The following is a 24,820-nucleotide window of genomic DNA, read 5'->3' on the forward strand; positions in this document are numbered from 1 at the left end:
GTTCAATTCAGTCAGCTGGCAAAACAGTTGTTTATTTTTCTTTATTCGTGACTTGCAGGATAAATTCATTTTCTCCCACTGTAATGATTTCTTGCGCTAGTTCTTGGCTGCCAAAGCGCTCTTGCCACGTTTGTGCTTCGCTGGCTGGAAAGACGACCATTTGGATGGCACCAGCGGCAAGACGGGTGGTAAAGGCTTGGACAGCGGCTGGTTCGGCATAAGAAACCAGGCTGATCCGCAGCTCTTCTTTTTGATACCCTTGATCTATTGCCCATGCTTCAACGGCTGCTTCCAATTCACTTTGCACCGCAGGGTCCATTGCTGTTTCAGTGACAATGGCGGCATTGACTACTTCTTCTTGCGGACGTGTCAGAGAATAAGTGATTGAACCAGCAAACACCACAAACAGCGTGATCGCGATCAACCACTCTTTATAGGCATAGGCTAAGTAGCGAAGCTTCGCTGAAGTCGTTGTTTTTTTCTGTAAGGTTTCTTTAATGATCGGTTTCATAGGTTCCTTCTTTCCAAATGATTTCTGATATTAAGTCTAGGGTTGTTGGAATCTAAATGCAAGCGTTTCTCGCTTGCTTTTCGCATTTCTTTAAAAAAGCGCCTTTGTTGAAGGAACAGTTGCCTTGTTCCGACTTTTTCAAAGAGGAAACCAGACGAAAAAAAGCAAAATATGGTAAAGTAGAGGTAATAGATCAAGGAGGTTTTTTACAATGGAAAATTGTATTTTTTGTAAAATCAATAATCGTGAGATTCCTAGCTACAAAGTCTACGAGGATGAGCAAGTCTATGCCTTTTTAGATATTTCCCAAGTCACCCCTGGTCATACATTGGTCATTCCCAAAACGCATGTGACGGATATTTTCGAGTACGATGAAACGTTGGCAGCAGCGGTTTTTGCCCGTATCCCTAAGATTGCTCGGGCGATCGAAAAAGCATTCCCTGAGATCGAAGGCTTAAATATCATCAACAACAATAAAGAATTGGCGTACCAATCCGTCTTCCATTCCCATGTCCATTTGATTCCTCGCTACAGCAAAGACGATGATTTCAAGATCCATTTTGGCAATCATGCAGAGAATTACACGGGGGAAGAGCTGGCGGCAATCGCCGAAAAAATTGGAAAGCAGGTGAACTAAATGATCGGTAATTTTCTTAAAGGACTTTTGTTCGGTTCCATCGCCGGCGGCTTAGGCGGTTTGCTTTTTGCACCAAAAAGCGGCAATGAAACCCGTGAAGAATTGATTCGCTATTTAGATGACACGACAGAAGCGACCTTAGAATTCAATGACAGTGTCAAACAGCTCAAAGATGCTGTGATGGTAACCCGCAAAACGATCGACGAAACGATCCCAGTTGTGACCGAATCTTTCACGAAAGATTTGGAAGCCTTCAAATTCCAAGCACAACCGCGCCTTGCTCGGATAAAAACCCAAATGGAACAATTGAATCAGCACATCACGACGATTCAAGCCCAAAGCGCCGAGGATGACAAACAAATCGAAAATTTGTAGTTTTTATGAATTTTGTTTGAAACATCCGCTGTTTTCTTTCCAACCATTTCTAGAAGTGGTATAGTAGGTGCAGTGATTATTATGAATCTTTTTAGAATTAGGAGTGCTTAAACGAATGAAGAAAAAATTAATTTTAGTAGCAGTCAGTGCAATGAGTCTTTTTGCATTAGCGGCTTGTGGTAACTCAAGTGAGGAAATCGCAACAATGAAGGGCGGTAAAATCACTGTTCAAGATTTTTATGACCAAGCAAAAACAAGTTCAGAAAATCAACAAGCGTTGCGTCAAATGATCGTCTTAAAAGTGTTTGATGAAAAATACGGTGATGACGTAACAGAAGAAATGATCGACGAACAATTCAATAATGTGGCTGAACAATATGGCGGCAGTGATTCCTTTGAATCAACATTGACTGCCTCTGGTTATACGGTGAAATCTTACCGTGCAGAATTGAAACAACAACTTGCGTTACGTGAAGGCTTAAAAGCCAACATGGATATCACTGATGAAGACATGAAAACTGCTTGGGATTCTTTCCACCCTGAAGTAGAAGCACAAATCATCAAAGTAGCAAGTGAAGATGATGCCAAAGACGTCTTAGAAGAAGCGAAAAAAGATGATGCAGACTTTGGCGAAATCGCTAAAGAAAAATCAACGGATGCGGCAACAAAAGAAGATGGCGGAACGATCAAATTCGATTCTACTTCATCAGCTGTACCAAGTGAAGTAAAAACAGCCGCTTTTGATTTAAAAGATGGTGAAATCTCTGAAGTGATCTCTGCAACCAACACGTCAACTTACACGACGGAATACTATATCGTGAAAATGGTGAAAAACCAAGACAAAGGCAATGATATGGATAAATACAAAGATGAATTGACTGAAATTGCTCAAAACACTTTGTTGAATGATTCAACCTTTATGGCAGCAACGATCGGTCAAGAATTGCAAGCAGCTAATGTGAAAATGAAAGACTCTGACTTAGCAGACTTGCTTTCTGATTACATCACAGCGGCCGAAACAGAAGATTCAACTGCTGACTCTTCTGCTACCGATGCAACGGACAGCTCAGCGGCAGATTCTTCTGCTACTGATGCAACCGATGATTCTACTGCAACGAGTGAGAGTGCTACAGATTCTTCTGCTGAATAAACGAAAAAAGAAGTGCCGTCGTAGCGGCGCTTCTTTTTTTATGCTAATTAGGTTAATATTGCCGATTCAGCTACTTTTTCCAACATCTGAAAAACCACGCTAAGCAAGCCTAGCGTGGTTTTTGTTCTTTCCGTCATTCACTTTGGTTGATCGTGCTACAAGGTCACCGCTACACTTCTTTCGGTACATAAAAACTCCGATTGTCCATGCCAAAAATTCGGTCTGTGTATTGACCAGGTTCCGTTAAACGAATCGACGTCAGCATCATTTGCATGGAAGCATCCAAATTATCGATTTGATGGAGGATCTCCGCTTCCATTATGCGGGGGCGAACAGGTGACCCATATTCTAATAAGCCATGGTGGGCTAAAACCATATGCCGCAAAACAACGATATCTTCTTCTTTGTCATCAAATTTCAAAGCCATACAGGCTTGCGTGATTTCTTCATCCACTAAGACCAAATGCCCTACTAGATTCCCCGCCAAGGTATACTCTGTCGTCATCGGACCTGTCAACTCGATCACTTTTCCTAAATCATGCAAAATGATACCCGCATACAGTAGTGAAGCATTCAATTCAGGGTACTCTTTGACGATTGCTTTTCCTAACCGCAGCATAGTGGTCGTATGATACGCCAATCCACTGGCGAAGGCATGGTGATTGCGCTTCGCAGCTGGAAAGTCAAAGAATTCCTTTTTATACTTGTTCAGTAAGAAACGGACGATTCGATTCCAGTGAGGATTCGTGATCTCAAACAAGGTTTGACTGATTTCTTCTTCCATCTCTTCTTTTCGCAAGGGTGCTTTTTCCATGTATTGGCTTGGTTCATGGGGCTCTTCCGGTTTCGCTAAACGCAAATGCATGATTTTGACTTGCGGATTGCCTTGGTAGACCTCCCGTTTTCCATCTAGCAGTACTACTTTCCCGGGTTCAAAACGGGCGATTTCTTCATCTGATGCATCCCAGAACTTTCCGTCGATCGTGCCGGATGTATCTTGAAAGGTGAAGGCAATAAATTTTTTGCCGTTTTTCGCGATCCGCACATCGGCATTCTTGATCAGCAAGAAAAGTTGAAACGTTTCATCAACAGTTAATTCACGAATTTTTTTCATGGGCTTATTTGGCCGATCAGCCAAATCTTTCACTTCCTTTACTCAGATCCTGGATAGGCTGCTGGTACTTCTGATAATAGCTTACCATTTCTTGGTCAGAAGACAAACAAATTACTTGATAACTTTGCCCAAACTCTTTTAACAGTGCGGCAAACCGTTCCTTACGAACACTATCATAATGCAGCCAACCATCATCAATAATGATTGGACACAATGGGTGATTTTTTTGCAGTGCTAGATAACCGAAGCGTAACGCCATGATTAACTGATCCTTCGTGCCTGTGGACAGGTCGATGATCGAAAACGTCTCGCTGGCATTTGCCGCTACCAACAAGCCATTTTCCAAAAGAATCTTTTGATAACGTCCGTTTGATAGCTGTTCAAAATAGGTTGAAGCAGCCGACAATAGCTGCGGCAATTGCTGTTCTGACAACTCGGTCGTGACATCCGTTAAAATCGAAGCCGCCAACTGACGACTCCCCCATGCCACAGCAAGTTCTTCAATGACCGCCTTTAGCTCACTTTCTTCTTGATAAAGCTGATTCAAGGTGCCATTTTTTTGACTAGCTGCTGCTTCTAATTCCAAACGCTGTTTTTGCTCCGTCAACTGCTGTATTTGTGCCTGAAGCTGTGTTTGCTGCTGCTTGATCTGGTCTTTTTGCTGCAGCAATTCTGCTTGCGTCACTGGTTTAGGATAAATCGGTGTTAACATCACCGCCAATTCTTCTGCTCGCTGCTGCGTGCGTTGCGCCGCTTCCCATTGCTTCAACCAGAGGCTGATTTCTGCAGGGTGATCTAAGCCTTGTTGCTGTAAGAGATCACTGGCCTGGGAAAGCAGCTGGTCGCGTTCATTGCGGGTGCGGGTCAACTGTTGGGCCAGCAGCGTGCTAGGTTGTTGCAGTCGTGAAAGCTTGATTGTTTGCATCTCTTCATTAAACCTCTGCAAGATCGCTGCTTTTTCTAACAAGGTTTTGTTTTGCAACGGCAGCCACTCAGCATAAGGTCGGAACTGCTCGTCAAAGGGTGCCAGTTCTTCTGCGACGGCTTGCCGTTCTTGATAGGCTTGTTTGCGCTGCTGTGAGTAGGCTTGATAGCTAGCAACATCTTCATCATAGGCTAATAAATACGACTGCCAGCTTTCCACCGGCAAATTACCAAAAAAGGGTGTCAGGGCTTGGTGGGCACGATCGATCTGCTGCTGCTTTTGCTGCTGTTCATTTCCCAGCTGCGCCAACTCTTCTCCCAGCAGATCCAGCTGCATGAGAACCGTCTGCCATTCCTGTTTGATGCCTTGCTGTTTGTTTGGCGCTGCTTTCATCAACGGCAAAACACTGCCAATGATCGCTGCGATCCCTACACCTAGAGCAAGCCAGCGCCACGGACTCGGCAAAAAGATACCGATCACTACTAGCAGCCCACCGACGATCCCTAGCGGCCATAGCGGGCGAGAAACCGGCTTGCGGCCAATCAATTGAGGATGCTGCTGTTCTAAGCGAGCTGCGGTGGCTTGCAAAGGCTGCGCTTTTTCTTCTAAACGCATCATGCGCTTTTCGAGCTCTTCTAACTGCACACGTTCTTGTAGTAAACGTGTGGTTTGTTCATGGATCGAAGCCGTTACTAGCGGCGGCGATTCTCTGCTCCATTGGCGCTTTTCGACCAAGCGATTCAGCTCCGTGATGGCGACGGCTTCTTGATGATTGGCCGCTGCTTCACGATCTGCCAAACGCGCCATCGTCACTTGCTGCTGCAGCAAGTGATTGATTTGGTGCTCGTGATCAAGGTAAAAGAAATACTTATCTGATTCTTTTCCTTGCTCCAACTGATCTAATTCAGCTTCTTTTTTGCGAATTTCTTCCGTCAGCTGCTGATACTGCTGATAAAACTGTTTGATGGCTTGGACTTGCTGAGGATCGGCTAACGTATCTGCTGGTGCCATTTGCTGCCACTCTTCATAAAGCCCCCAATGACTCAGCTGCTGCTGATTTTCCTGATAGGCTTCATTCAATGCTTGAAACTGGTGTCGCAAGTCTTGGATCTGTTCTTGCAACTGGGCGATCTGCTGATACTGCTGTTGGATGCGGCTTTCTTCGCTTTCTTTTTCCGCAATCGTTTTTTGCAGTTTTTCTAATTGTTTTAACGCCTGATTCAAAGGCAGCTTTTGCCCCCGTGGCTTGTATTGCTGCTGATTGATGGTTTCATATTGTGCCACTTGCTGCAGCATTTTTTGACTGCCGCTGATTCCCAGAGAAATCAACGCTTGGTGCAGCTCATTTTCTTCTAGCTTATCGATCTGGGTCAATTGCTCTTGCTGAAAGGTAAAGACATCGAAGAACAATGCTCGATTGAGGGGCTGCAGGTGTTGTGCCAGCCATTGCTCATCGACCGTCTGACCAGCGACATGGACTTTGGCACGACCGCGGTCTACATGCCGATAGCGTTCCACGATCACTTCGCCGAAGGGTTCCAGCGCCAACCATAACTTGCCACCGTAAGCTGCACCGTTTTTGGGGGTATAGTCTTTTTTCTTGGCTGTCTTTTTCGGAAAGCCAAATAAGATGGCGGCAATAAATTGATACAACGTCGATTTTCCGATCTCGTTGTGCCCAAAGAGCAGCTGATTTTGCGGATGAAAGGCAAAGCTTTGTTCATGGTATTTCCCAAAACCGGTAATCTCTGCTTTTAAAATTCTCATGACTGCTCCTCCCATTGAAAGTCGTCTTTCAACAATTGCTTGGCTTGCTGCAAGACTTCTTCTTGAAATGATTCATGGGTGATCCCCCGCTGGATCAGCGGATGCTGCAATAGATCGGACAGTCGGTCCGCAAAGATCTCTGGTGACTCATACATCGCTAAAAACTGCAGCATATAGTCTTGTGGTACCGCCAATGCGATCTTGTCTTCATTGGCTTGCTCGACTTCAAGGGCATAGATTACTTGCAGCGGCTCTGTTTGTGCCAACCGTTCATTGAGGTAGGTCAGCCATTCATTTTTTTCCGCAGCTGGAAACCAATCTGGCGGCAGCTGCTGCACATCGGTCAACACCAGATGCAGCAAGCGCGAACGAGGACTTTTTAAGCGCTCGATGATCGCTGGCAATACGGCATTCGAGGCGGTCACATCCGCTAAGGAGACCACTTGCTTTTGCCAAGCGATTTCCGCGATCTCCAAGCGCTCGATTGTTGGTCCTTGTGGCGATAATTCTGCCAAAATCACCCCAGTCGCCTGCTCTTTCTTGGTCTTTCCTTGAGGCGTACCGGGATAGAGGATCGGTGGTTGCTCTGAGAGCGTCTTAGGTACATGGATGTGCCCCAAGCCCCAATAATCATAGCCTTTTTGCTTCATTTCACTGATTGAAAAGGGGGCATACCGTTCACCGGCTTGATCCCCGTGGTAAAGCCCAATATGGTAATCCACCGCTGCTCTTGCGGGAAATTCTGTTACTTTATTTTCAGCGATCCAAAGATGTTGGTAGCTAAATCCACTGATTGCATAGGTTTCACCGTTTTTCGTTGTTCCTTGTACCGTTTGAACTTCTTCCGATGAAAAGAGAATGACGTTTTCTGGAAAAGCAAACCAATACCGTTGCGGATCATAATAATCATGGTTGCCGAAAATCATATAGACTGGGATCTCTGCTTCTCCCAGTCGTTGCAGTTGGGCAAAAAAGTCATGCTGCACTTTTAGACTCGGCCGTGCTTGATGGAATGTATCCCCAGCCAGCAAAACAAAATCGACCGCTTTTTCTAAAGCAACATCCACCAAATTACGGATGATTTTTTGATTGATAGCAGGGAGTTGGGTCTTCACTTTTTCAGATAACAGATGGACCCCTTCAAATGACCGGTCGATATGCAGGTCTGCACTATGTAAAAATCGCATTTCTTTCTCCCTCCTTAATGCTTCTATCATAACATTTATCAGTCATTCCGTCAGCAAAATACGAAAATTTGTTCGCCTTTTTCATAAAAAAAACCAAAGAAGCGCTTTTGAAACTTCTTTGGAAACGACTCTTGCAGTTGCAGCCGATTTCTCTGAAGTTTCACTTGCTTCTTTGGTCTTTGTTTGTTGGCGATTACGCTTCGTATAGATCTCTTACAGGACCCATGATGATGCGGTTCAAGTCATTGGCCACTAAACTGAAGGCTTGCTCTTTTTGCATCAAGTCAGAAACGATGCCGTCTTGTTGAATTTTTTGCGATAATTCTTGGGCTTTTTGCGCTTCTTCTTCCGTCATTTCTTCGCCAGCCATCATTTTTTGTTGCAGGCTTTGTTGCAACTCTTGAAACTCTTTGAATAACGCGTACGCTTCTTCATTTGCTTTCAAACGGTCGAAAGAACCTTTCAGATCTTGAAATTGTTCTGACTCCCGTAATTCACGTTCTAATTGGTTTGCTGTATCATAAATATTTGCCATTTTGACGCCTCCTCTTTTTTTCTAGTATACCATTCTTCTCAGGTTCTAGACTAGCAGTTGCCTAATTCCTTTAATTTCCACTAATGGAATTCCACAAGCCGCCAAACAATTCTTTCGTTCCTTCTTTGATCTTGCTGCCGAATTCCTTCATACCTTCTTTGGCGCTTTCGGCAAAGTCATCGATGGTTTGTTGCCAATCATTGCTATTTTGTGACGTACTGCTATCAGGATCTGGTACCTCATCGGCTGCCATTAATTTTCCGCCTGTCCAATAAGCGTCTGCAACTTGGAATTGGGTGCCTTGACTATAAGGCAGTAAGCTTTCGGCCTCTGCTTTAAATATTTTCCCAACAACTTGTCCGCTAGTTCCCGTTAAGTAATGATCTTCACTCACATGTTCAAATCCTAGCCAGGTTGACAGAACCATATCAGGAGTATAGCCGACGATCCATTGGTCATTGACCTTAGAAGCATCAAAGTTGGTCTCTGTCGTACCCGTCTTACCGGCGATCGTAAAGCCGTACGGACTAGCACTAACCCCCGTCCCGTTAGAGAAGGTTCCTAGCATCATGCTCGTCATTTTATCAGCGGTCTCTTTAGAAATCACGCGTTTGCCTTGCACAGACGTATTGTCAACGATCACGGCACCAGTTGAATCAACTATTTTGGTGATCAAATGCGGTTTGTAGTAATACCCGCCATTAGCGAAAACGCCATACGCTGCTGCCATCGTCATTGGAGATTCCCCTTTTTCCAAACCACCTAATGCTAAGCCATAATATTTGTCGGATTCGGTCAAGGAAAGACCGAATTCTTGTGCTTTGCTATACCCGCGATCTAAGCCGATCTCATGCAGCAGCCAAACTGCTGGCAGATTCAAACTTTGGGCGAGGGCTTGGTACATGACTGCTTCGCCAGCATAGGTCCCGTCAAAGTTTTGAGCATCATAAAAATCAAGGGGCTCGTCTTTCAGGACACTGTCCGGTTCAAACCCAGCTTCTAGGGCAGGGGCGAAGACGCTGATCGGTTTGATCGTGGAACCTGGTGAACGTTTCATTTGCGTGGCAAAATTAAATCCTCTAAAGACGTGCTCACCACGACGACCCACCACCGCTTGCACCCCACCGGTATTCGGATCAAGTGCAATAGAGCCAGATTGCACCATCGTGCCATCAGCGGCATTTTCAGGGAACAAGGCATCGTTTTTATAGGCAGCTTCCATTTGTGCTTGGTAGTTTTGATCCAGGGCTGTATAGATCTTGTAGCCGCGATTCATGACATCATCGGCGTCCAACCCATAGGATTCGGCTTCGTCGATGACCGCATCGAAATAATAAGGATACTTATAGCCAGATTCTGAATTGCCAAATCCATCATAAAGTAAATTGGCTAAGGCAACTTGTGATTCTTGGTCAGCAACGGACTGGTCCAACTTGCCGTTATCCACCATCAAACTCAAGACGGTGTCGCGACGGTTCGTGGCGTTTTCCAGATTGTCGATCGGGTTATAGATCGAAGGACCTTTGAGCATCCCCACCAACGTCGCAGCTTCTCCCACGCTTAGTTCAGAAGCATTGACACCGAAATATTTTAGCGAGGCATCTTGAATGCCCCAAACCCCGTTACCGAAATAGGAACTGTTCAAATACATTTCTAAAATCTCATCTTTAGAATATTTCTTCTCGATCTCGATCGCTAAGAAAAGCTCCTTGGCTTTTCGACTAAAGGTTTGATCCAAGGACAGATAGGCATTTTTAGCAAGCTGCTGGGTGATGGTACTTCCCCCACCGCCTTCGGCACTGCGGTTGACCAGCATACGTAGGGCTGCCCGAGCGATCCCTTTGATATCAAACCCGTGGTGATTATAGAAGTTGCGGTCTTCAGTTGAGATCAAGGCGTTGACCACATCACTGGAGATGGCATCAAGAGAAACGTACGTGCCTTTTTGCGAGTACAACTGCCCTGCTTCATCACCATTGGCATCAAAAATCACCGTCGATTCTTTCAGACCTGACTCTAATTCACTGACTTTCGTATTTTTGGCGATATAAAATAAATACCCGCTCATGATTAAGATAGCAACTAAACTAAGTAAAATAAAAATTTTATTTACGTGGTATTTTTTCCAAACCCGCTTGCGCCATTGATGAAATTGCTGCAAATACGGTTTTAACCAGCGCCAAAAGGTCAGCCAACCGGTCTTTATTTTGTGAAGGATGTGTTTCCAATCCATTACTTCACGCTCCTTTGGTTAAGTGTAGCATAAATGACTTTCTTTGTTATACGGCTCTAGACGTAATTTCATTCGAAAAGAATGCTTTATTATTCTAGCATTGAATACTCTGTTTTTTATTGTTTTTTTTATAAGAAAAGCTTAAAGATGCTATAATAGTCGGTAGCGAATAGCAAAGAAAGGACGTTATTATGGAATACACCATGACTTTACCCGAAAATCACCCGCCCATGCCGCTTCGCGATTTGTTGGAACAGGAGTGGCTCGTTCCACGAAAAGTGCGCCATTTTCTGCGCACACGGAAAAATGTGGCCGTCAATCAGCAGCCCGCGATGTTTCATCAAGAAGTTCGTGGCGGCGATCAAATCACTTTGATCATTGAAGACAGTGATTACAGCTACCAGCCGATCCAGTTAGGCCAAGCGGACAAAGTCGACGTACTTTTTGAAGATGAACACTTATTGGTGCTGAACAAGCCTGCCGGGGTCAAGACGCACCCAAATCAGCCATTAGAAGCCGATACTCTGTTGAATGATGCAGCTGCTTACCTTGCGCCGAAACAGCAGCAGCCTTATGTGGTCCATCGTTTAGACAAAGAAACCAGCGGTGTGGTTTTATTTGCAAAAAATCCTTTGGTGTTGCCGATCTTGGGCCGAATGCTGGAAAACAAACAGATTTTCCGTCGCTATCAAGCCACTGTTTTGGGGAAACTTACGCAAGATCAAACGATCGCCAAAAAAATCGGTCGTGACCGTCACGATCGTCGCAAGCGGATCATTGACTCCCGCAACGGTCAGTCAGCCGTCACCCATGTAACCATCGCCCACGCCCAACAAAAGACAACCAATGTGTATTGTGTGTTAGAAACTGGTAGGACCCACCAAATTCGCGTCCACCTTGCCAGCATCGGTCATCCAGTCGTTGGCGACCCGCTTTACCAAAACAAACCAGCGCCACGTTTGCTGCTGCATGGCTACGAATTGCATCTAGAGCATCCTTTTACCAAAGAACAGTTAGTGATCATCGCTCAACCGGGCTTGTGGTAAGCAACCAAAAAGCATGACGACTTGAGGAATCCCTCTTGTCAGTCATGCTTTTTGGTTTCAGATGATTTTCTCCATGCTTCTACTTGGTATTTTGGTTTATAGCGGTAAGTAAGCTGCTGGATCAACGAAATCTGACCACAACGTCTTACTCAGTCCAAAGTGCAGATGGACGCCTGTCGAATTTCCAGTCGTCCCCATCGTACCGACTTGGTCGCCGACTGCAACGGTCGCCCCCTTTGAGACACTGACAGCTGTTAAATGAAAATAATACGAGTAAAAGCCATTATCGTGAGCCAAAATCACGTAATTTCCAGTGCTTGGGCCATAGCCAGCATCTTCTACCTGTCCATCACGAGCGGCGACGATCTTCTCCCCCGCTTGACCTGTGAAGTCGATCCCGTCATGCTGCGTCCCTGAAAAACCAGTCGGGTCTGCTCGAGTACCAAAACCGCTGGAGATCGACACGGAGCCAGTGATTGGCAGTGAAAATTCACTGGCTGCCGCTTTCTCCGCTGCTTCTTTGGCTTTTTGTTTCGCTTCTTCAGCTGCTTTTGCTTCTTGCTCCACTTTTTCTTGTAGGTCTTGCACTTGGGCTTGCGTCTGCTGCAGCTGCTCTTGTTGGGACTGCAATTCTTTTTTGGCTGTTGCTAATTGTTCTTCGCTATGTACTAATTGGGCTTGCGTCAAGGTTTGGTACGAAGTGATTCGTTGTTGTTCGGCTTCTTTTTCCGCCAATTGTTGGTTCACTTCCCGTAAAGCCGCTTGTTGTTCACTAAACTTGCGTAGTTGCTGGATCGTGGCTTGCGGTCCATCGACTACCAGACTGCTTTGCGCTTGGCTTCCTTGGTGCTGGGCTTTTTGATCATTCAGTGCAGTGATCTGCGTTTGAACTTCCTTGCTTTCTTCTGCCAATTGGCTTAATTCTTCCTGATAATCCGCTAATTGACTTTCCAACGCTGTGACTTTCTGTTGGCTGGTGGTGACTTCGTCTTCATAAGAGGCTAGTTCTGTGGTCAAAACCGTCAGTTCCTCGCTGCTCTTGGTTTCAGCAGCATAACTGATAGCTGGCTGGAAAAGAGGCAACGTAAGGGCGAGCAATAAAAAAATCTTTTTCTTCAATGAGGTAACTCCTTCTTTTTTTAGTAGCTTGGCTACTTTAACATGCTTATTCATGAAAAAAAAGAGGGTTTTTCCAACAGTTTAAAGTCTATTGTTGCAAACTTTCATGTAAATCACCTATAAAACGGGCTTTTTTTACAAATATTGCAGCCGAATAACAACTTTCATAAGAATTTCTTTAGCTCGCCGATCGTCTTATCCTCGCTCTTGCAGCTTCGCCAATTCCTCAGGAGTCAATTCCCGATACTCGCCTAATGCCAAATCATCTGGCAGGGACAGGCCTCCCATGCGAATCCGTTTCAAATAAACGACTTCTTTTCCTACTGCATGGACCATCCGTTTGACTTGATGAAACTTGCCTTCATGGAGGATCAGTTTGATTTCGCTGCGCGTTTCGTCTTCATCGACGTTGAGGATCTGCAGTTCAGCCGGCAAGGTCCACTCGCCGTCTAATTTGATGCCTTTGGCAAAGTTTTTTTGATCCTCCGCTGTCATGATTCCCTCGACTTGGGCATAATATTCTTTTTCCACATGCTTCTTAGGCGACAATAATTGATGCGCCAATCCGCCATCGTTCGTAATCAGCAAAAAGCCTTCGGTGTCTTTATCCAACCGTCCTACTGGAAACAAATCTTCGCGAAACGCTTCTTCAGAAAACAAATCTAAGACCGTCTCTTCATAGGAATCGACGGTTGCCGAAATCACTCCAGCGGGTTTATTCAGCAAATAATAAAACTGGCTTTGATAGACGATGGGTTCCCCCTCAAAACAAACGGTATCTTGTGTTTCTAGTACTTGCGCTTTGTCACTCTTGATGACTTGTCCATTGACGGTCACGAGACCTTTTTTGATCAACTGTTTCACTTCTTTGCGGGAGCCATAGCCCATATCCGCTAAAAACTTGTCTAAACGCATCGGTTTCTTCCTTTCATATAAAACAGCCGCCAAGGTCTCGCAAAGGAGGCTCAGCGGCTGCTTCTAGTTTTATTTGATGTGTAATTTCTGGCGTAAACGAACCATTGATGAGCCGAGTAGTTTTTCAGCTAAACGCAATTTCAGCGCAATGTAGATGTACACACTGCCACCGACTCCTGCTACTAGCAAGCTCAAGATAAAGGCTTGGACTTTTCTTTCCGAGCTAAAGATGAGACCAAAGAGTTGGCGGGCGATCAACGCTGCGATCACCATAATGATCGTCATCGCGCCAATCAATAACGTCCGTCGCAACGTTAAGTTTACATTGAAATGGCCTTTGCGAATCATCTTGCGAATGTTCAGCCAGCAGACGATCCCTAAAGCAATCGTCGTGGAAACTAATGGGCCATAAACTTGGAACAACCGAATCGCTGGATACTGCAGGATCAACTTCACCAGCAATCCTACAAAGAAGAAAACAACGGCTTCTTTGTTGTGGTACATTCCTTGCAGCATACTAGAACTAAGCATAAACAAGCCCAAGACCAGACCAGACAGACAGGCAGCGACTAAAACGCTCGCTCCTAACGCATCTGGACGATAAAACAAGGTGTATAAGGGATAAGACAGCACGATCATCCCGAAGGTCGCTGGGAACATTACAAAGGAATACAATTGTAAGTTGTTGCTGATCAATTTAGCTAAGTTCTTTTTGTCTTTTTTGGCGACTGCTTCACTGATCAAAGGCAAGCCTGTTGAAGCCATGGAAGTAGCTAATCCGATAACCACCATCGTCAACTTATCAGGGTTGCTACCGAAAATCGCCATTAATTCTAAGAGCTGATCATTTGAAAATTCAGTAAAACTACTCATGATCCGCACAAAGGTGTATTGATCCACCAATTTTAAAATCGTGATCCCAGAACCAACGATAATAAAAGGGATCGCTTCTTTGATGGTCGCTAAAACCAATTCTTTGGTTTGCAACACGGTTTCTTCTTTGCTCATATCGACTAAGACGTCCATCCGCACCCGTTGCTTTTGGAAGTAATAGCCTAAAACCAAAATACTGGCTAAGACACCGATAAAGGCGGCAAAGGTCGATTGCGTCACAGCCGCCGTGTATTCGCCTTCGATAACCCGCATAATGATGAAGGTCGCCAAAAGCATATAGCAGACGCGGGCGATTTGTTCGACAACTTGCGAGATCGCAAAAGGTTTCATGTCTTGGTTTCCTTGGAAGTATCCTCGCATAACACTCATACAAGGAAAGACCAATAGTGCAATGCTCAATGAGCGCATTGCAGGAATCAATTCTTCCCCGCCACCTGAAGCCGTTGCCAACCATGGGGCTGCCAAATACATGATTCCGGCGGTCACCACGCCAAAGCCTGCCATCAATTGGAAGGCCCTTAAAAAGAGCTTCTGGCTGGTGCGGTATTCTTGGCGAGAATTATAAAAAGAAATCTGCTTGGCAATTGCCGATGGGATCCCAGCAGTTGAGATCATTAAAAATAAGGCGTAAACATTATAGCCCATCCCAAATAACGCATTTGCTTTATCGGCATTTGCCCCCATCCAATAATACCAAGGTAAAATGTAAATGGCGCCAAGCAAACGTGAACCGATATTGCCCATTGTCATCCAAGCAGATCCTTGAGCCATTTTTTCTTGTGTAGTTAATTCTTTTGACACTGAACGCATGTGATTATCCATCGCCATTATCTCCAACTTTCTACAAACATATCCCTTCCATTTTAATTCGAAAAAGAGTTGGTCGCAATCTATTTTTGCAACATCTTAAAGTTTCTTCAAAATAAGAAGAAAAAAAAGAAAACTTTTCCCTCCTAAACGGCGGTTTTTAGGAGTTATGCTATAATAAGAGAAATCTTTAGAGGAATGAAGGAGAACAACGATGCAAAAGGAACTCATTACCGTGCCACAGATCCGCAAACTCTTATTGCAGGAAAACCTATTAAAAGAAATCATCACCCCCACTGATTGGGTTTATACCGTGCCGCAAGAAATGACTGATATTGCCTTTACCTCCTTAAGTTACGACTCGCGAACGGCCGATGCGGCAACGCTTTTTTTCTGTAAAGGGGCTTCTTTTAAAGAAAGCTATCTAGCCGCCGCCATTGATCAAGGCATTCAGTGCTACATTTCAGAAACACCTTATGACAACTTCGCAACCTACGGGATCATTGTTACGGACATTCGAGAAACGATGGCAGTGATCGCTCAAGCGTTTTATGGCAACCCGCAAGAACAGCTGGTGACCATCGGCATCACTGGCACCAAAGGCAAAACCAGCTGCGCCTATTTTGCTCGGGCGATTTTAGCAGAATCGACGGGTCAAAAAGTAGCATTCTTTTCATCTGAGGAAAACTCAGTCGATGGAAAAACCTTTAATAAAGCAGTGTTGACGACTCCCGAAACACTGGATCTTTATAAAATGATGGCTGAGGCTGTTGCAAACGGCATGACCCATCTTGTAATGGAAGTTTCTTCTCAAGCGTATAAAACCAAACGGGTCGCCGGCATTACCTTTGATATTGGCGCGTTCTTGAATATTTCGCCTGATCACATTGGACCGGTGGAACATCCAACTTATGATGATTATCTTTACTGCAAACGGGAACTGATTCGCAACAGCAAACAAATGATTTTAAATCGTCAAAGCGATCACTACCACTTGCTGCGAGAAACTTGTGAAGTCCATCAAGTTCCTTATATCACCTACGGACGTTCAGATGCCGATTATGTCGTTCAAGAAGGAATGGACCTAAAGAGTTTCGCCCTGACAGCTGCTTCTGATGTCTTGCAAGTCTCTGGTGAATATCAACTGGGGATCTTAGGTTCTTTCAACCATGAGAACGCCGCAGCGGCGATTTTGGCTGCCTGCTTAGCGGGTGCCTCTCGTGAGGACGCTCAGAAAGTCCTGCCGACAGTGATCATCCCTGGACGAATGATCGTTTTAGAAAAAGAAAATGGCGCCGTCATGATCGTTGACTATGCCCACAATTACCTGAGCTTCCAATCATTAAGTGAACTTGCCCGTCAATTACGACCAGATGGCCGCCTGCTTTTTGTCACTGGCAGTGCTGGCGGAAAAGCCCAATCTCGCCGAGCAGATATGGGACGAGCGCTAGGAGAATATGCGGACAAAGTCTACCTGACCAGCGATGATCCTGATTTTGAAGAAGCAGCTGCGATCGCAAAAGAAATTGCAGATGCTATCACCAATCCTGAAGTTGCCATCATTCATGAGATGGATCGGGCTCAAGCCGTCAAATTGGCGATCGCTGAAGCAGACGGTCGTGATATCGTGATTATTGCGGGCAAAGGCGCCGAACAATACTTGAAAGTCGCTGGAAAAAAAGTCCCTTACATCGGTGACTTGACCTTAGCGCAGCAGCAAGCCAAGCACCAATAGCAACAAGTTGTCTCAACAAAAAAAGCTTTCAGATGATCCATTAAATCATCTGAAAGCTTTTTTCGGCTCTATAATTTATGGGACTGATGAATCAGAATTGATTCTTCAGTCCCATTTTCATTTTAGGTATTAAAAAACATATCGTTCTCTAGTATGATTAAATCACCACAAAATAAACAACTGAGAGGACGATATGCTATATGAATGATTCTATCAAAAAAATGCTGAGAATAATAGAGAAAGATTTGATGATTATAGAGGTCTCTTACGAGACCCTTCAGAAGAAAAAGACGTTGGTCGTCGATGCTGTTCTCTCGCCTGCTCCTCGTGCTTGTAGAAGTTGTGGTTCTACTGTGGTAGATGGAAACGGGAAAGCAATTATAGTGAAAAATGGGAAGAAGGAAACGATTGTCCGTTTTGAACAATACAATCATATGCCTTTGGTTATGCGCCTAAAAAAACAGCGCTATACCTGTAAAAACTGCCGAACCCATTGGACTGCTCAAAGTTATTTTGTCCAACCCAGACATTCAATCGCAAATCATGTTAGATATAAAATTGCTTCTTTACTGACTGAAAAAGTATCTTTATCTTTTATTGCGAAAAGCTGTCAGGTATCTTTGACCACCGTTATTCGTACATTGAAAGAGTTTAAAAGCTATTTACCAAAGCAATCTAAGAAGATTCTCCCCAGAGTATTGATGGTTGATGAATTTCGTTCGCATGCTTCCATAGAAGATAAAATGAGCTTTATTTGCGCAGATGGCGAAACAGGAAAATTAATAGATGTTTTGCCTACGCGTAAATTACCTCGATTAACAAGCTATTTCTTAGGTTGTACCAATCCAGAAGAAGTAGAATTCTTGGTTACAGACATGAACGCTGCCTACTTCCAGCTCACCAAACGTGTTCTGCCAAATGCGAAAATAGTGATTGATCGGTTTCATATTGTCAAACACATGAATCAAGCGTTCAATGGGTTGCGTATCCGTGAAATGAATGAACTTCGTAAAGTAGGACAGAAAAGCCAGGCAGAAAAACTGAAAAAGAACTGGCGCTTTTTGCTAAAAAATCGTGCAAACATCAACCATTATGAATACAAAACATGGAAAAGTTTCCGAGCACCAAAATACCCATTTCTTACTGAAGCAATGATGATTGATCGATTGCTTGAGTTTTCTACGCCCCTGAAGGAGGCGTATCCCTTTTTTCATGAATTAGTTGAAGCCTTTCGAGACAAAGACCCTGACTTATTTTTCTGCATATTGGCAGAACTTCCCGAAACGTTAGATGACGGCTTTCGGGAGAAGCTTCAAAACCTTCTGACCTATGAAGAAGGCATCACCAACGCAATGATCTATCCTTATTCCAATGGAAAAATAGAAGCGAAGAATACCCACATAAAGACAATGAAACGAGTATCCTACGGATTTAAATCATTCGAGAACATGAGAATTAGAATCTTTTTGATCAATCAATTAATCAATGTAAGATAACAAAAAATCTGAGCCAGAATGCGGTTCATTCTGACCCAGATTTGATTTTGCACAACTCATCAGTCCTTATTGACAAAGAGCCCTTTTTTCCTGTGTGATTAAGGTTGTTCATCTTCGTAAGTCTCATAGACATAGGGTGCGCCATCATAACGGAATTCTGTTGAAATGGCAGCGTCAAGGTCTTCGGTAAACATTCGCTTGCTGAAAGGAAACAAAAAGACTTGCCCTTCTTTGGCATCTTCGGCTGCTAAACGGTAAAACAGCTCTTCTTCTGTTAATTGTTGATTCAACTGTTCCAAGACATCGGCAGTGACTGCCTCTTCTTCATAGCCAGGTTTGGCAATCCGTGCATAATCTTCAAAAAAAGCCGTTTGGCCTTCAAATGATTGATACTCCATGTAAGTCCCCTCTTTCTTTTCTCTTTCTTTATTATACGAGAGTCTGTGAGGATCAGCGAATAATATGATCGCTAACAAGCGGAAATTTGGCTTTTTTAGCGCTTAAATATGTCAGAAACATTTCAAGTGTATTACGAATCAATTATTTGACAAAATCAGATTGAACACGTATCCAAATTTTGTATAATGATACATAGAGACTATAAAAGGGGCAAATGTAATGAACAACGCAAAGAAAAAATTATTCGTCGGTACTGGTGCTGCAATTGGTTTTGTCGCAATCGTTGCTATGATGGCTCAGTTCATGATTTCCAATCATCTATTTGGCGGAAGTGATGCTTCATCAGAAATTTTCACTCGCGCTACGTATCCAAACGGCTTTCTACTAGTGATCTTGATTCCATTGGTCGCAACAGCCGCTTTGTTCTATGGGATCATTCGCAAAAAATAACAAAAAAGTGTTGCTGAGAACCACTCAGTAACACTTTTTTTCTTTGTCGCTACCAAAAAGCTGCCTAACAGACCATTGTCCTGTTAGGCAGCTACTTTTTTAGCGTTTAGTTTGCAACGATATTAACCAATTTATTGGGTACGACGATCACTTTGCGGATCGTTTTTCCTTGGAGCTGTTCTTGGACAAGTTCGTTTTCTTGGGCCAATTGTTCAAGCACTGCTTTTTCTGCGTCTGCTGGAACCATTGCTTTGGCACGAACTTTGCCGTTGACTTGAAAGACGACTTCGATCTCATCTTCCACTAGGGCACTTTCGTCATAGGTTGGCCAAGGCACATAAGAGATCCCATGGTCATTCCCGAGGATCGACCAGAGCTCTTCACCGATATGCGGTGCGATTGGAGCCAATAGCTGCACAAATCCTTCGACATACTCGTAAGGTAAGGCATCAGCTTTATACGCTTCATTGACGAAGACCATCAATTGGGAAATCGCCGTATTGAAATGCAGCTGTTCATAATCTTCCGTCACTTTTTTAACCGTTTGGTTATACACCTTCGACAATTTTCCATCGTTGAATGTCGTGATGCGGTCGCGCATTTTGCCATTTTCATCGACGATCAAGCGCCACACGCGATCCAAGAATTTGCGACTGCCTTCAAGGCCATTCTCATTCCAGGCGATCGATGCATCCAATGGTCCCATAAACATTTCATATAGACGCAAAGTATCTGCACCGTATTGATTGATGACATCATCTGGATTGACGACGTTGCCGCGGGATTTCGACATTTTTTCATTGTTTTCCCCAAGGATCATCCCTTGGTTGAACAATTTTTCAAATGGTTCTTTCGTTGGTACGACACCGATATCATACAAGAATTTATGCCAGAAGCGAGCATAAAGCAAATGCAAGACAGCGTGTTCCGCCCCACCGATATAAATATCGACTGGCATCCAGCGTTTCAATTTATCATAGTCTGCCAAAACAGACTTATTATGAGGATCGATAAAGCGTAAGAAATACCATGAGCTTCCTGCCCATTGTGGCATCGTATTGGTTTCGCGACGTCCTTTTTTCCCAGTTTCTGGATCGGTGACATTGACCCAATCCGTGACATTAGCTAATGGCGATTCCCCGGTACCGCTTGGTTTGATATTGTCGGTTTTTGGCAAACGCAATGGCAGCTGATCTTCAGCAAGCGCTGTGGTCGTCCCATCTTCCCAATGGATGATTGGGATTGGTTCACCCCAATACCGTTGGCGAGAGAACAACCAATCGCGAAGACGATAGCTGACTTCTTTTTTCCCAACATGGTTTTCTTCCAACCATGCGACCATTTTTTCAATGGCGGTCTCTTTGTCTAGCCCATCCAAAAAGTCTGAATTGATATGCAGTCCATCTTCGGTATAGGCAGATTCTTCCACGTTGCCCCCTGCCAATACAGGAATGATCTCTAAACCGAATGTTTTGGCAAATTCGTGGTCACGTTCGTCATGGGCAGGAACCGCCATGATCGCACCTGTTCCATAAGAAGCCAAAACGTAATCGGCGATCCAAATCGGGATCTCTTTGCCATTCACGGGATTGATGGCATAGGCACCAGTGAAGACACCGGTTTTTTCTTTGGCCAAATCTGTTCGGTTCAAATCAGATTTTTTCGATGCTTCTTCTACATAGGCATCAATGGCTGCTTTTTGTTCTGGGGTAGTGATTTGAGCCACTAGCTCATGTTCTGGTGCCAATACAGCGTAGGTCGCACCAAACAAGGTATCTGGGCGAGTCGTAAAGACGGTAAAGTCTTTTTCCATCCCTGCCACTTTAAACGTTACGTTGGCTCCGACAGAACGTCCGATCCAATTGCGTTGCATTTCTTTGATGCTTTCTGGCCAATCAACTTCTTCTAAATCGTCCAACAAACGATCAGCATATGCCGTGATTTTTAGCATCCATTGGCGCATCGGTTTGCGGATCACATCATAGCCGCCCCGTTCGCTCTTGCCGTCAATGACTTCTTCATTGGCGATCACAGTTCCAAGCTCTGGTACCCAATTTACCGGAACTTCGGCTTCATAAGCTAACCCTTTTTCATAAAGCTTGGTAAAGATCCATTGGGTCCACTTGTAATATTCAGGATCTGTCGTATTGATTTCACGATTCCAGTCATAGCTGAACCCTAGCGCATTGATTTGACGGCGGAAGGTCTCAATATTTTTCTTCGTAAATTCCGCTGGATCATTTCCTGTATCTAGTGCATATTGTTCGGCAGGCAGACCAAAGGCATCCCAGCCCATTGGGTGCAGTACATTGTACCCTTGGCTGCGTTTGAAGCGGCTCAAGATATCCGTAGCCGTATAGCCTTCTGGATGTCCGACATGTAATCCTTGTCCGGATGGATATGGGAACATATCTAGCGCATAAAATTTTGGTTTGTCCGGCTCATCATGGGTGTTGAACTCATTTTTCTTTGCCCAATATTTTTGCCATTTTTTTTCGATTTCTTTGTGATTGTAATTCACGATGGACTCCTCCTAAAAATTGGTGCTTTGCTCGTCAAATCAACCAGCAAAACTTAAAAAAAGTCCTATAAAAATCGCTATGATTTTTATAGGACGTTATCAACGTGGTACCACCTAAGTTTATCTGCTCCTCAAAAAAGCAGACCTCGATGTTTTAACGGCCATCGCCGTATCTGCCTAGCCAAATCAGGTTCAGTCAGATATCACTCGAAGACGAGTTCGAAAGGTGTGCTGTGCATTTCCACCAACCATGCACTCTCTAAAAGTCCCACCGTACTTCTACTATTCCTTCTCAAACGTGAAAGTTTCTTTGCACTTATCCTAACAAAAATCATTAGGAATAGCAATCTATTTTACCCTAACTGTTTGTCCTGGGTAAATAAAGTTATTTTGAATATTGTTCCATTGAATAAATTGATCCGTCGTGATGCCAAACTTATCTGCGATCCCCCAAACGGAATCACCCGATGCGACCTTGTAAGTTCCATTTGTCGCTGAAGTGCTGGTAGTAGCTGTTGTGCCGCCTTGCTTGACGACCACCTTTTGTCCTGGATAGATAAAATCATTTTTGATGTTGTTCCAGTTGCGGAATTGGTCCATCGAAATCCCGTGTTTATTGGCAACTGACCAGACTGAATCACCCGCTGCCACCGTATAGGTGTTGCCTGCAGCACTGCTGCTGGTTTGGCTGCTGACGGTCGTGCTCGTTGTTGTACTTGTACTCGTTGCGGAACTACCACTGACGACAACTTTTTGTCCTGGGTAGACAAAATCATTTTTGATATTGTTCAAACTGCGAAATTGATCCATGGAGATCCCATGTTTGTTGGCGATCGACCAGACTGAATCACCCGCTGCCACTGTATAGGTACCGCCACTGCTTTGGCTAGCAGTTGATGCAGTGCTGACTGTCGTGGTACTGCTGGTATTCGTAGACGAACCACCGCTGACGACAACTTTTTGTCCTGGGTAGACAAAGTCATTTTTGATATTGTTCAAACTGCGGAATTGATCCATTGAAATCCCATGTTTATTGGCGATCGACCAGACTGAATCACCAGAAACTACGGTATAGGTGTTGCCTGATGTAGTTGCTGAAGTATTACGATTGACGATCGATACCGTAGAAGTTGCCGAAGTGCTTTGGGTGCTGCCGTTGACTTTCAACGTTTGCCCTGGATAAACAAAATCATTTTTGATGTTGTTCAAGCTGCGCAACTGGTCCATGGAGATGCCATGTTTGTTAGCGATCGACCATACAGAGTCGCCCGAAGCGACTGTATAGGTTTGACTGCCGCTCGTGCTGACAGCCGCCGTTGTAGTCGTAGTATTGGTTGATGCGCTAGCTGTGGCACCACCACCGGCATTGCCAGAAGCAGGTGTGTCGTATTGCGTCAAACCAAATTGTTGGATCACTGCATTCAGGGAAGAAGCATAATTGGGTGCAGTCGCATAGCGGCCTGCTAGCCATGCGGTTGCATCAAGATATGAAGTCGTATTGCTCTTCCAAGCGCCAGAATAATATGAAACGCCGCTTTGTAAAGAGGTTGAGCGTAAAGTACGTGCGTTATCTTCGAATGATTGCGTGTATGATGGGTAGCGCTTAAAGGGTTCATTCATAGTCAACCATTGATTGTTCAAGTACTCCAAAGTACTCATATAAACGGTTTGACCGTTGTAGCTGCCTTTGATCCCGAATAGATTATAATTCGGTGCTTTTGATAAACTGCTTCGGCCCCAACCACTTTCTAAAATGGCTTGTGCGATCATCACAGAAGCATATAAATCGTTGGCTTGTGCCACGGGCTGAGCGTAAGTAGCGATTTCGGCAATAAATGCGGAAGTATTCGGCGCGGCAAAATTGCTAGTAGAAACTTGGGCGATCGAGGTCTCTACGGCTTCTGCTTGAACCGATGACACCAATGGAGCTACAACAGAGCAAGCAGTCAGTGTCGTTCCTAAAACAACTGCACTTTTTTTGATCACTCGATACTTATCGCCCGATTGGTCTGCTTGACGATGTACTTTTCTTGATTGACTCGTGTTCATGTCCGTTATTCCTCCGTTTTTTCCTTATAGTGAACGTAGGTTTAGTATACAATTTCTTAAGAATTTATAAAAGGTATTTGAGCCGATTTCAGAAACTGTAAACTCTTTGTAATCAAACGAACATTTATTGAAATGAAGAGTTTGTATTTAACCCAACGAAAAATATTCCTTGGCAGTGGGATGCTCCCTGAATGGTTCCCTGCTTTTTCCGTCTTGCGATAAATGCTATAATACCTTCTAGATGTCTCTTTGCTTGAAGGGACAGAAATTCTCTAGAAACGAGGCTTTTCCATGCATAAAAAACTTTATTTTCAATTTGCCGGCAGCTGCTTTTTACTGCTGTTCGTTTTTCTCGGCTATCTCGTGAAATTTTATCCTACTTGGTTGGTCTCCTTTGACGAAACCTTGACTCGCATCATCCGCACCGGCTATCCGTTTTGGACACCGTTTTTTCTATGAGTCACAAAATTTGCGAATCCTACCACGATCATCTTGCTCTTTCTTGCTGTTTTAGCCGTTTTAGTGATCAATAAATATTATGCAGAAGCACTATGGCTCAGTATCGGCACCATCGGGATTGCCGGGCTCTTTAATCCATTGATCAAACTGGTCTTTTTACGGGAGCGACCAACCCTTGAACACTTAGTCACGGAATCAAGTTTTAGTTTCCCCAGCGGACACTCGACAGGCAGTATGGTTTTTTATGGGACATTGCTCTTCTTGGTCCCAGTTTTCTTCAAGCAGCCTTTTTGGCAATGGGGACTCCGTATTCTGCTAGGCCTATTGATCAGTTGTATCGGCATCAGCCGCATCTATGTTGGCGTGCATTTTCCCAGTGATGTGTTAGGCGGTTTTTGTGTCGGCCTGTCTTGGCTACTGTTGACCTACCCTTACTACTTGCAAAAACGTTTTGTCTGGCGCTTCACGCGTAAACAATTATAAAAGAAGGTAAAAA

Annotated in this window: 19 protein-coding genes, 1 pseudogene and 1 other annotated feature; of the genes and pseudogenes, 8 read left to right on the forward strand and 12 right to left on the reverse strand. The window is 44.3% G+C overall.

Features of this window, described 5'->3' with window-relative positions; all coding sequences use genetic code 11:
* Positions 1-31 precede the first annotated feature (31 nt).
* Positions 32-511: a hypothetical protein gene (locus CXM95_RS16380; RefSeq protein WP_005233404.1), complete on the reverse strand. Its 480-nt coding sequence runs from the start codon at positions 509-511 to the stop codon at positions 32-34.
* Between the two features lie 211 nt (positions 512-722).
* Between CXM95_RS16380 and CXM95_RS16390 the strand changes: the two genes are divergently transcribed.
* The 3 genes from CXM95_RS16390 (at position 723) to CXM95_RS16400 (ending at position 2,673) form a co-directional block, all read left to right on the forward strand.
* Positions 723-1,148, forward strand: coding sequence for an HIT family protein (locus CXM95_RS16390; RefSeq protein WP_005233401.1), 426 nt, complete (start codon positions 723-725; stop codon positions 1,146-1,148).
* Complete coding sequence (locus tag CXM95_RS16395; protein ID WP_005227717.1) at positions 1,149-1,523, forward strand: YtxH domain-containing protein; 375 nt, start codon at positions 1,149-1,151, stop codon at positions 1,521-1,523.
* Positions 1,524-1,638: 115 nt separating this feature from the next.
* The gene (locus CXM95_RS16400; protein ID WP_061053367.1) at positions 1,639-2,673 is read left to right on the forward strand and encodes a peptidylprolyl isomerase; all 1,035 of its coding nucleotides are present in this window, start codon (positions 1,639-1,641) and stop codon (positions 2,671-2,673) included.
* A 169-nt stretch (positions 2,674-2,842) separates the two neighbouring features.
* On the opposite strand, the gene CXM95_RS16405 is transcribed toward CXM95_RS16400, so the two are convergent.
* From CXM95_RS16405 to CXM95_RS16425, 5 genes are all read right to left on the reverse strand, one after another.
* Positions 2,843-3,787, reverse strand: a complete 945-nt coding sequence (locus tag CXM95_RS16405) for a 3'-5' exoribonuclease YhaM family protein (protein ID WP_034872173.1) — start codon at positions 3,785-3,787, stop codon at positions 2,843-2,845.
* Positions 3,788-3,803: 16 nt separating this feature from the next.
* Positions 3,804-6,479 carry an AAA family ATPase gene (locus CXM95_RS16410; RefSeq protein WP_176257010.1) on the reverse strand — a complete coding sequence of 892 codons (2,676 nt, stop codon included), beginning with the start codon at positions 6,477-6,479 and terminating at the stop codon, positions 3,804-3,806.
* Positions 6,476-7,666 (reverse strand): metallophosphoesterase family protein, encoded by a 1,191-nt coding sequence (locus CXM95_RS16415; protein ID WP_034878261.1) that lies wholly within the window; start codon positions 7,664-7,666, stop codon positions 6,476-6,478. Before CXM95_RS16415 ends, CXM95_RS16410 begins: the two co-directional genes overlap by 4 nt.
* A gap of 193 nt (positions 7,667-7,859) precedes the next feature.
* Positions 7,860-8,201 (reverse strand): YlbF family regulator, encoded by a 342-nt coding sequence (locus tag CXM95_RS16420; protein ID WP_005227708.1) that lies wholly within the window; start codon positions 8,199-8,201, stop codon positions 7,860-7,862.
* 70 nt (positions 8,202-8,271) lie between these two features.
* On the reverse strand, positions 8,272-10,434 hold the full coding sequence (locus CXM95_RS16425; RefSeq protein ID WP_101699434.1) for a PBP1A family penicillin-binding protein: 2,163 nt from the start codon (positions 10,432-10,434) through the stop codon (positions 8,272-8,274).
* Positions 10,435-10,625: 191 nt separating this feature from the next.
* On the opposite strand from CXM95_RS16425, the gene CXM95_RS16430 reads away from it, so the two are divergent.
* Complete coding sequence (locus tag CXM95_RS16430) at positions 10,626-11,480, forward strand: RluA family pseudouridine synthase (RefSeq protein WP_016620005.1); 855 nt, start codon at positions 10,626-10,628, stop codon at positions 11,478-11,480.
* 96 nt (positions 11,481-11,576) lie between these two features.
* Here CXM95_RS16430 and CXM95_RS16435 read toward each other — a convergent pair whose 3' ends face one another.
* The 3 genes from CXM95_RS16435 to CXM95_RS16445 all read right to left on the reverse strand — a co-directional run bounded on the left by CXM95_RS16435 (position 11,577) and on the right by CXM95_RS16445 (position 15,230).
* Positions 11,577-12,653 carry a M23 family metallopeptidase gene (locus tag CXM95_RS16435; protein WP_016620004.1) on the reverse strand — a complete coding sequence of 359 codons (1,077 nt, stop codon included), beginning with the start codon at positions 12,651-12,653 and terminating at the stop codon, positions 11,577-11,579.
* A 141-nt stretch (positions 12,654-12,794) separates the two neighbouring features.
* Positions 12,795-13,514: a pseudouridine synthase gene (locus CXM95_RS16440; protein WP_101699435.1), complete on the reverse strand. Its 720-nt coding sequence runs from the start codon at positions 13,512-13,514 to the stop codon at positions 12,795-12,797.
* A 69-nt stretch (positions 13,515-13,583) separates the two neighbouring features.
* Positions 13,584-15,230 carry a putative polysaccharide biosynthesis protein gene (locus tag CXM95_RS16445; protein ID WP_008382016.1) on the reverse strand — a complete coding sequence of 549 codons (1,647 nt, stop codon included), beginning with the start codon at positions 15,228-15,230 and terminating at the stop codon, positions 13,584-13,586.
* 199 nt (positions 15,231-15,429) lie between these two features.
* Between CXM95_RS16445 and murE the strand changes: the two genes are divergently transcribed.
* Both murE and CXM95_RS16455 read left to right on the forward strand, forming a co-directional pair.
* Positions 15,430-16,950, forward strand: coding sequence for a UDP-N-acetylmuramyl-tripeptide synthetase (gene murE / locus CXM95_RS16450; protein WP_101699436.1), 1,521 nt, complete (start codon positions 15,430-15,432; stop codon positions 16,948-16,950).
* A gap of 200 nt (positions 16,951-17,150) precedes the next feature.
* Positions 17,151-18,446 carry an ISL3 family transposase gene (locus CXM95_RS16455; protein ID WP_101699437.1) on the forward strand — a complete coding sequence of 432 codons (1,296 nt, stop codon included), beginning with the start codon at positions 17,151-17,153 and terminating at the stop codon, positions 18,444-18,446.
* Between the two features lie 98 nt (positions 18,447-18,544).
* On the opposite strand, the gene CXM95_RS16460 is transcribed toward CXM95_RS16455, so the two are convergent.
* Positions 18,545-18,844 carry a DUF5960 family protein gene (locus tag CXM95_RS16460; protein WP_008382014.1) on the reverse strand — a complete coding sequence of 100 codons (300 nt, stop codon included), beginning with the start codon at positions 18,842-18,844 and terminating at the stop codon, positions 18,545-18,547.
* Positions 18,845-19,064: 220 nt separating this feature from the next.
* Here CXM95_RS16460 and CXM95_RS16465 point away from each other — a divergent pair, with 220 nt between their 5' ends.
* Positions 19,065-19,295: a hypothetical protein gene (locus CXM95_RS16465; protein WP_005233376.1), complete on the forward strand. Its 231-nt coding sequence runs from the start codon at positions 19,065-19,067 to the stop codon at positions 19,293-19,295.
* A gap of 106 nt (positions 19,296-19,401) precedes the next feature.
* Here CXM95_RS16465 and leuS read toward each other — a convergent pair whose 3' ends face one another.
* Together leuS and CXM95_RS16475 are read right to left on the reverse strand one after the other, a co-directional pair.
* A complete protein-coding gene (gene leuS / locus CXM95_RS16470) occupies positions 19,402-21,816 on the reverse strand; it encodes a leucine--tRNA ligase (RefSeq protein WP_016620000.1) in 2,415 nt (804 codons plus the stop codon).
* 86 nt (positions 21,817-21,902) lie between these two features.
* Positions 21,903-22,122 (reverse strand) — a binding site (T-box leader).
* A gap of 42 nt (positions 22,123-22,164) precedes the next feature.
* A complete protein-coding gene (locus CXM95_RS16475; protein WP_005233372.1) occupies positions 22,165-23,865 on the reverse strand; it encodes a muramidase family protein in 1,701 nt (566 codons plus the stop codon).
* Positions 23,866-24,156: 291 nt separating this feature from the next.
* On the opposite strand from CXM95_RS16475, the pseudogene CXM95_RS16480 reads away from it, so the two are divergent.
* Positions 24,157-24,807: pseudogene (locus CXM95_RS16480) on the forward strand (phosphatase PAP2 family protein).
* Positions 24,808-24,820 lie beyond the last annotated feature (13 nt).

It is taken from the genome of Enterococcus sp. CR-Ec1, from assembly GCF_002850555.1.
Taxonomy (GTDB): domain Bacteria; phylum Bacillota; class Bacilli; order Lactobacillales; family Enterococcaceae; genus Enterococcus_D; species Enterococcus_D entomosocium.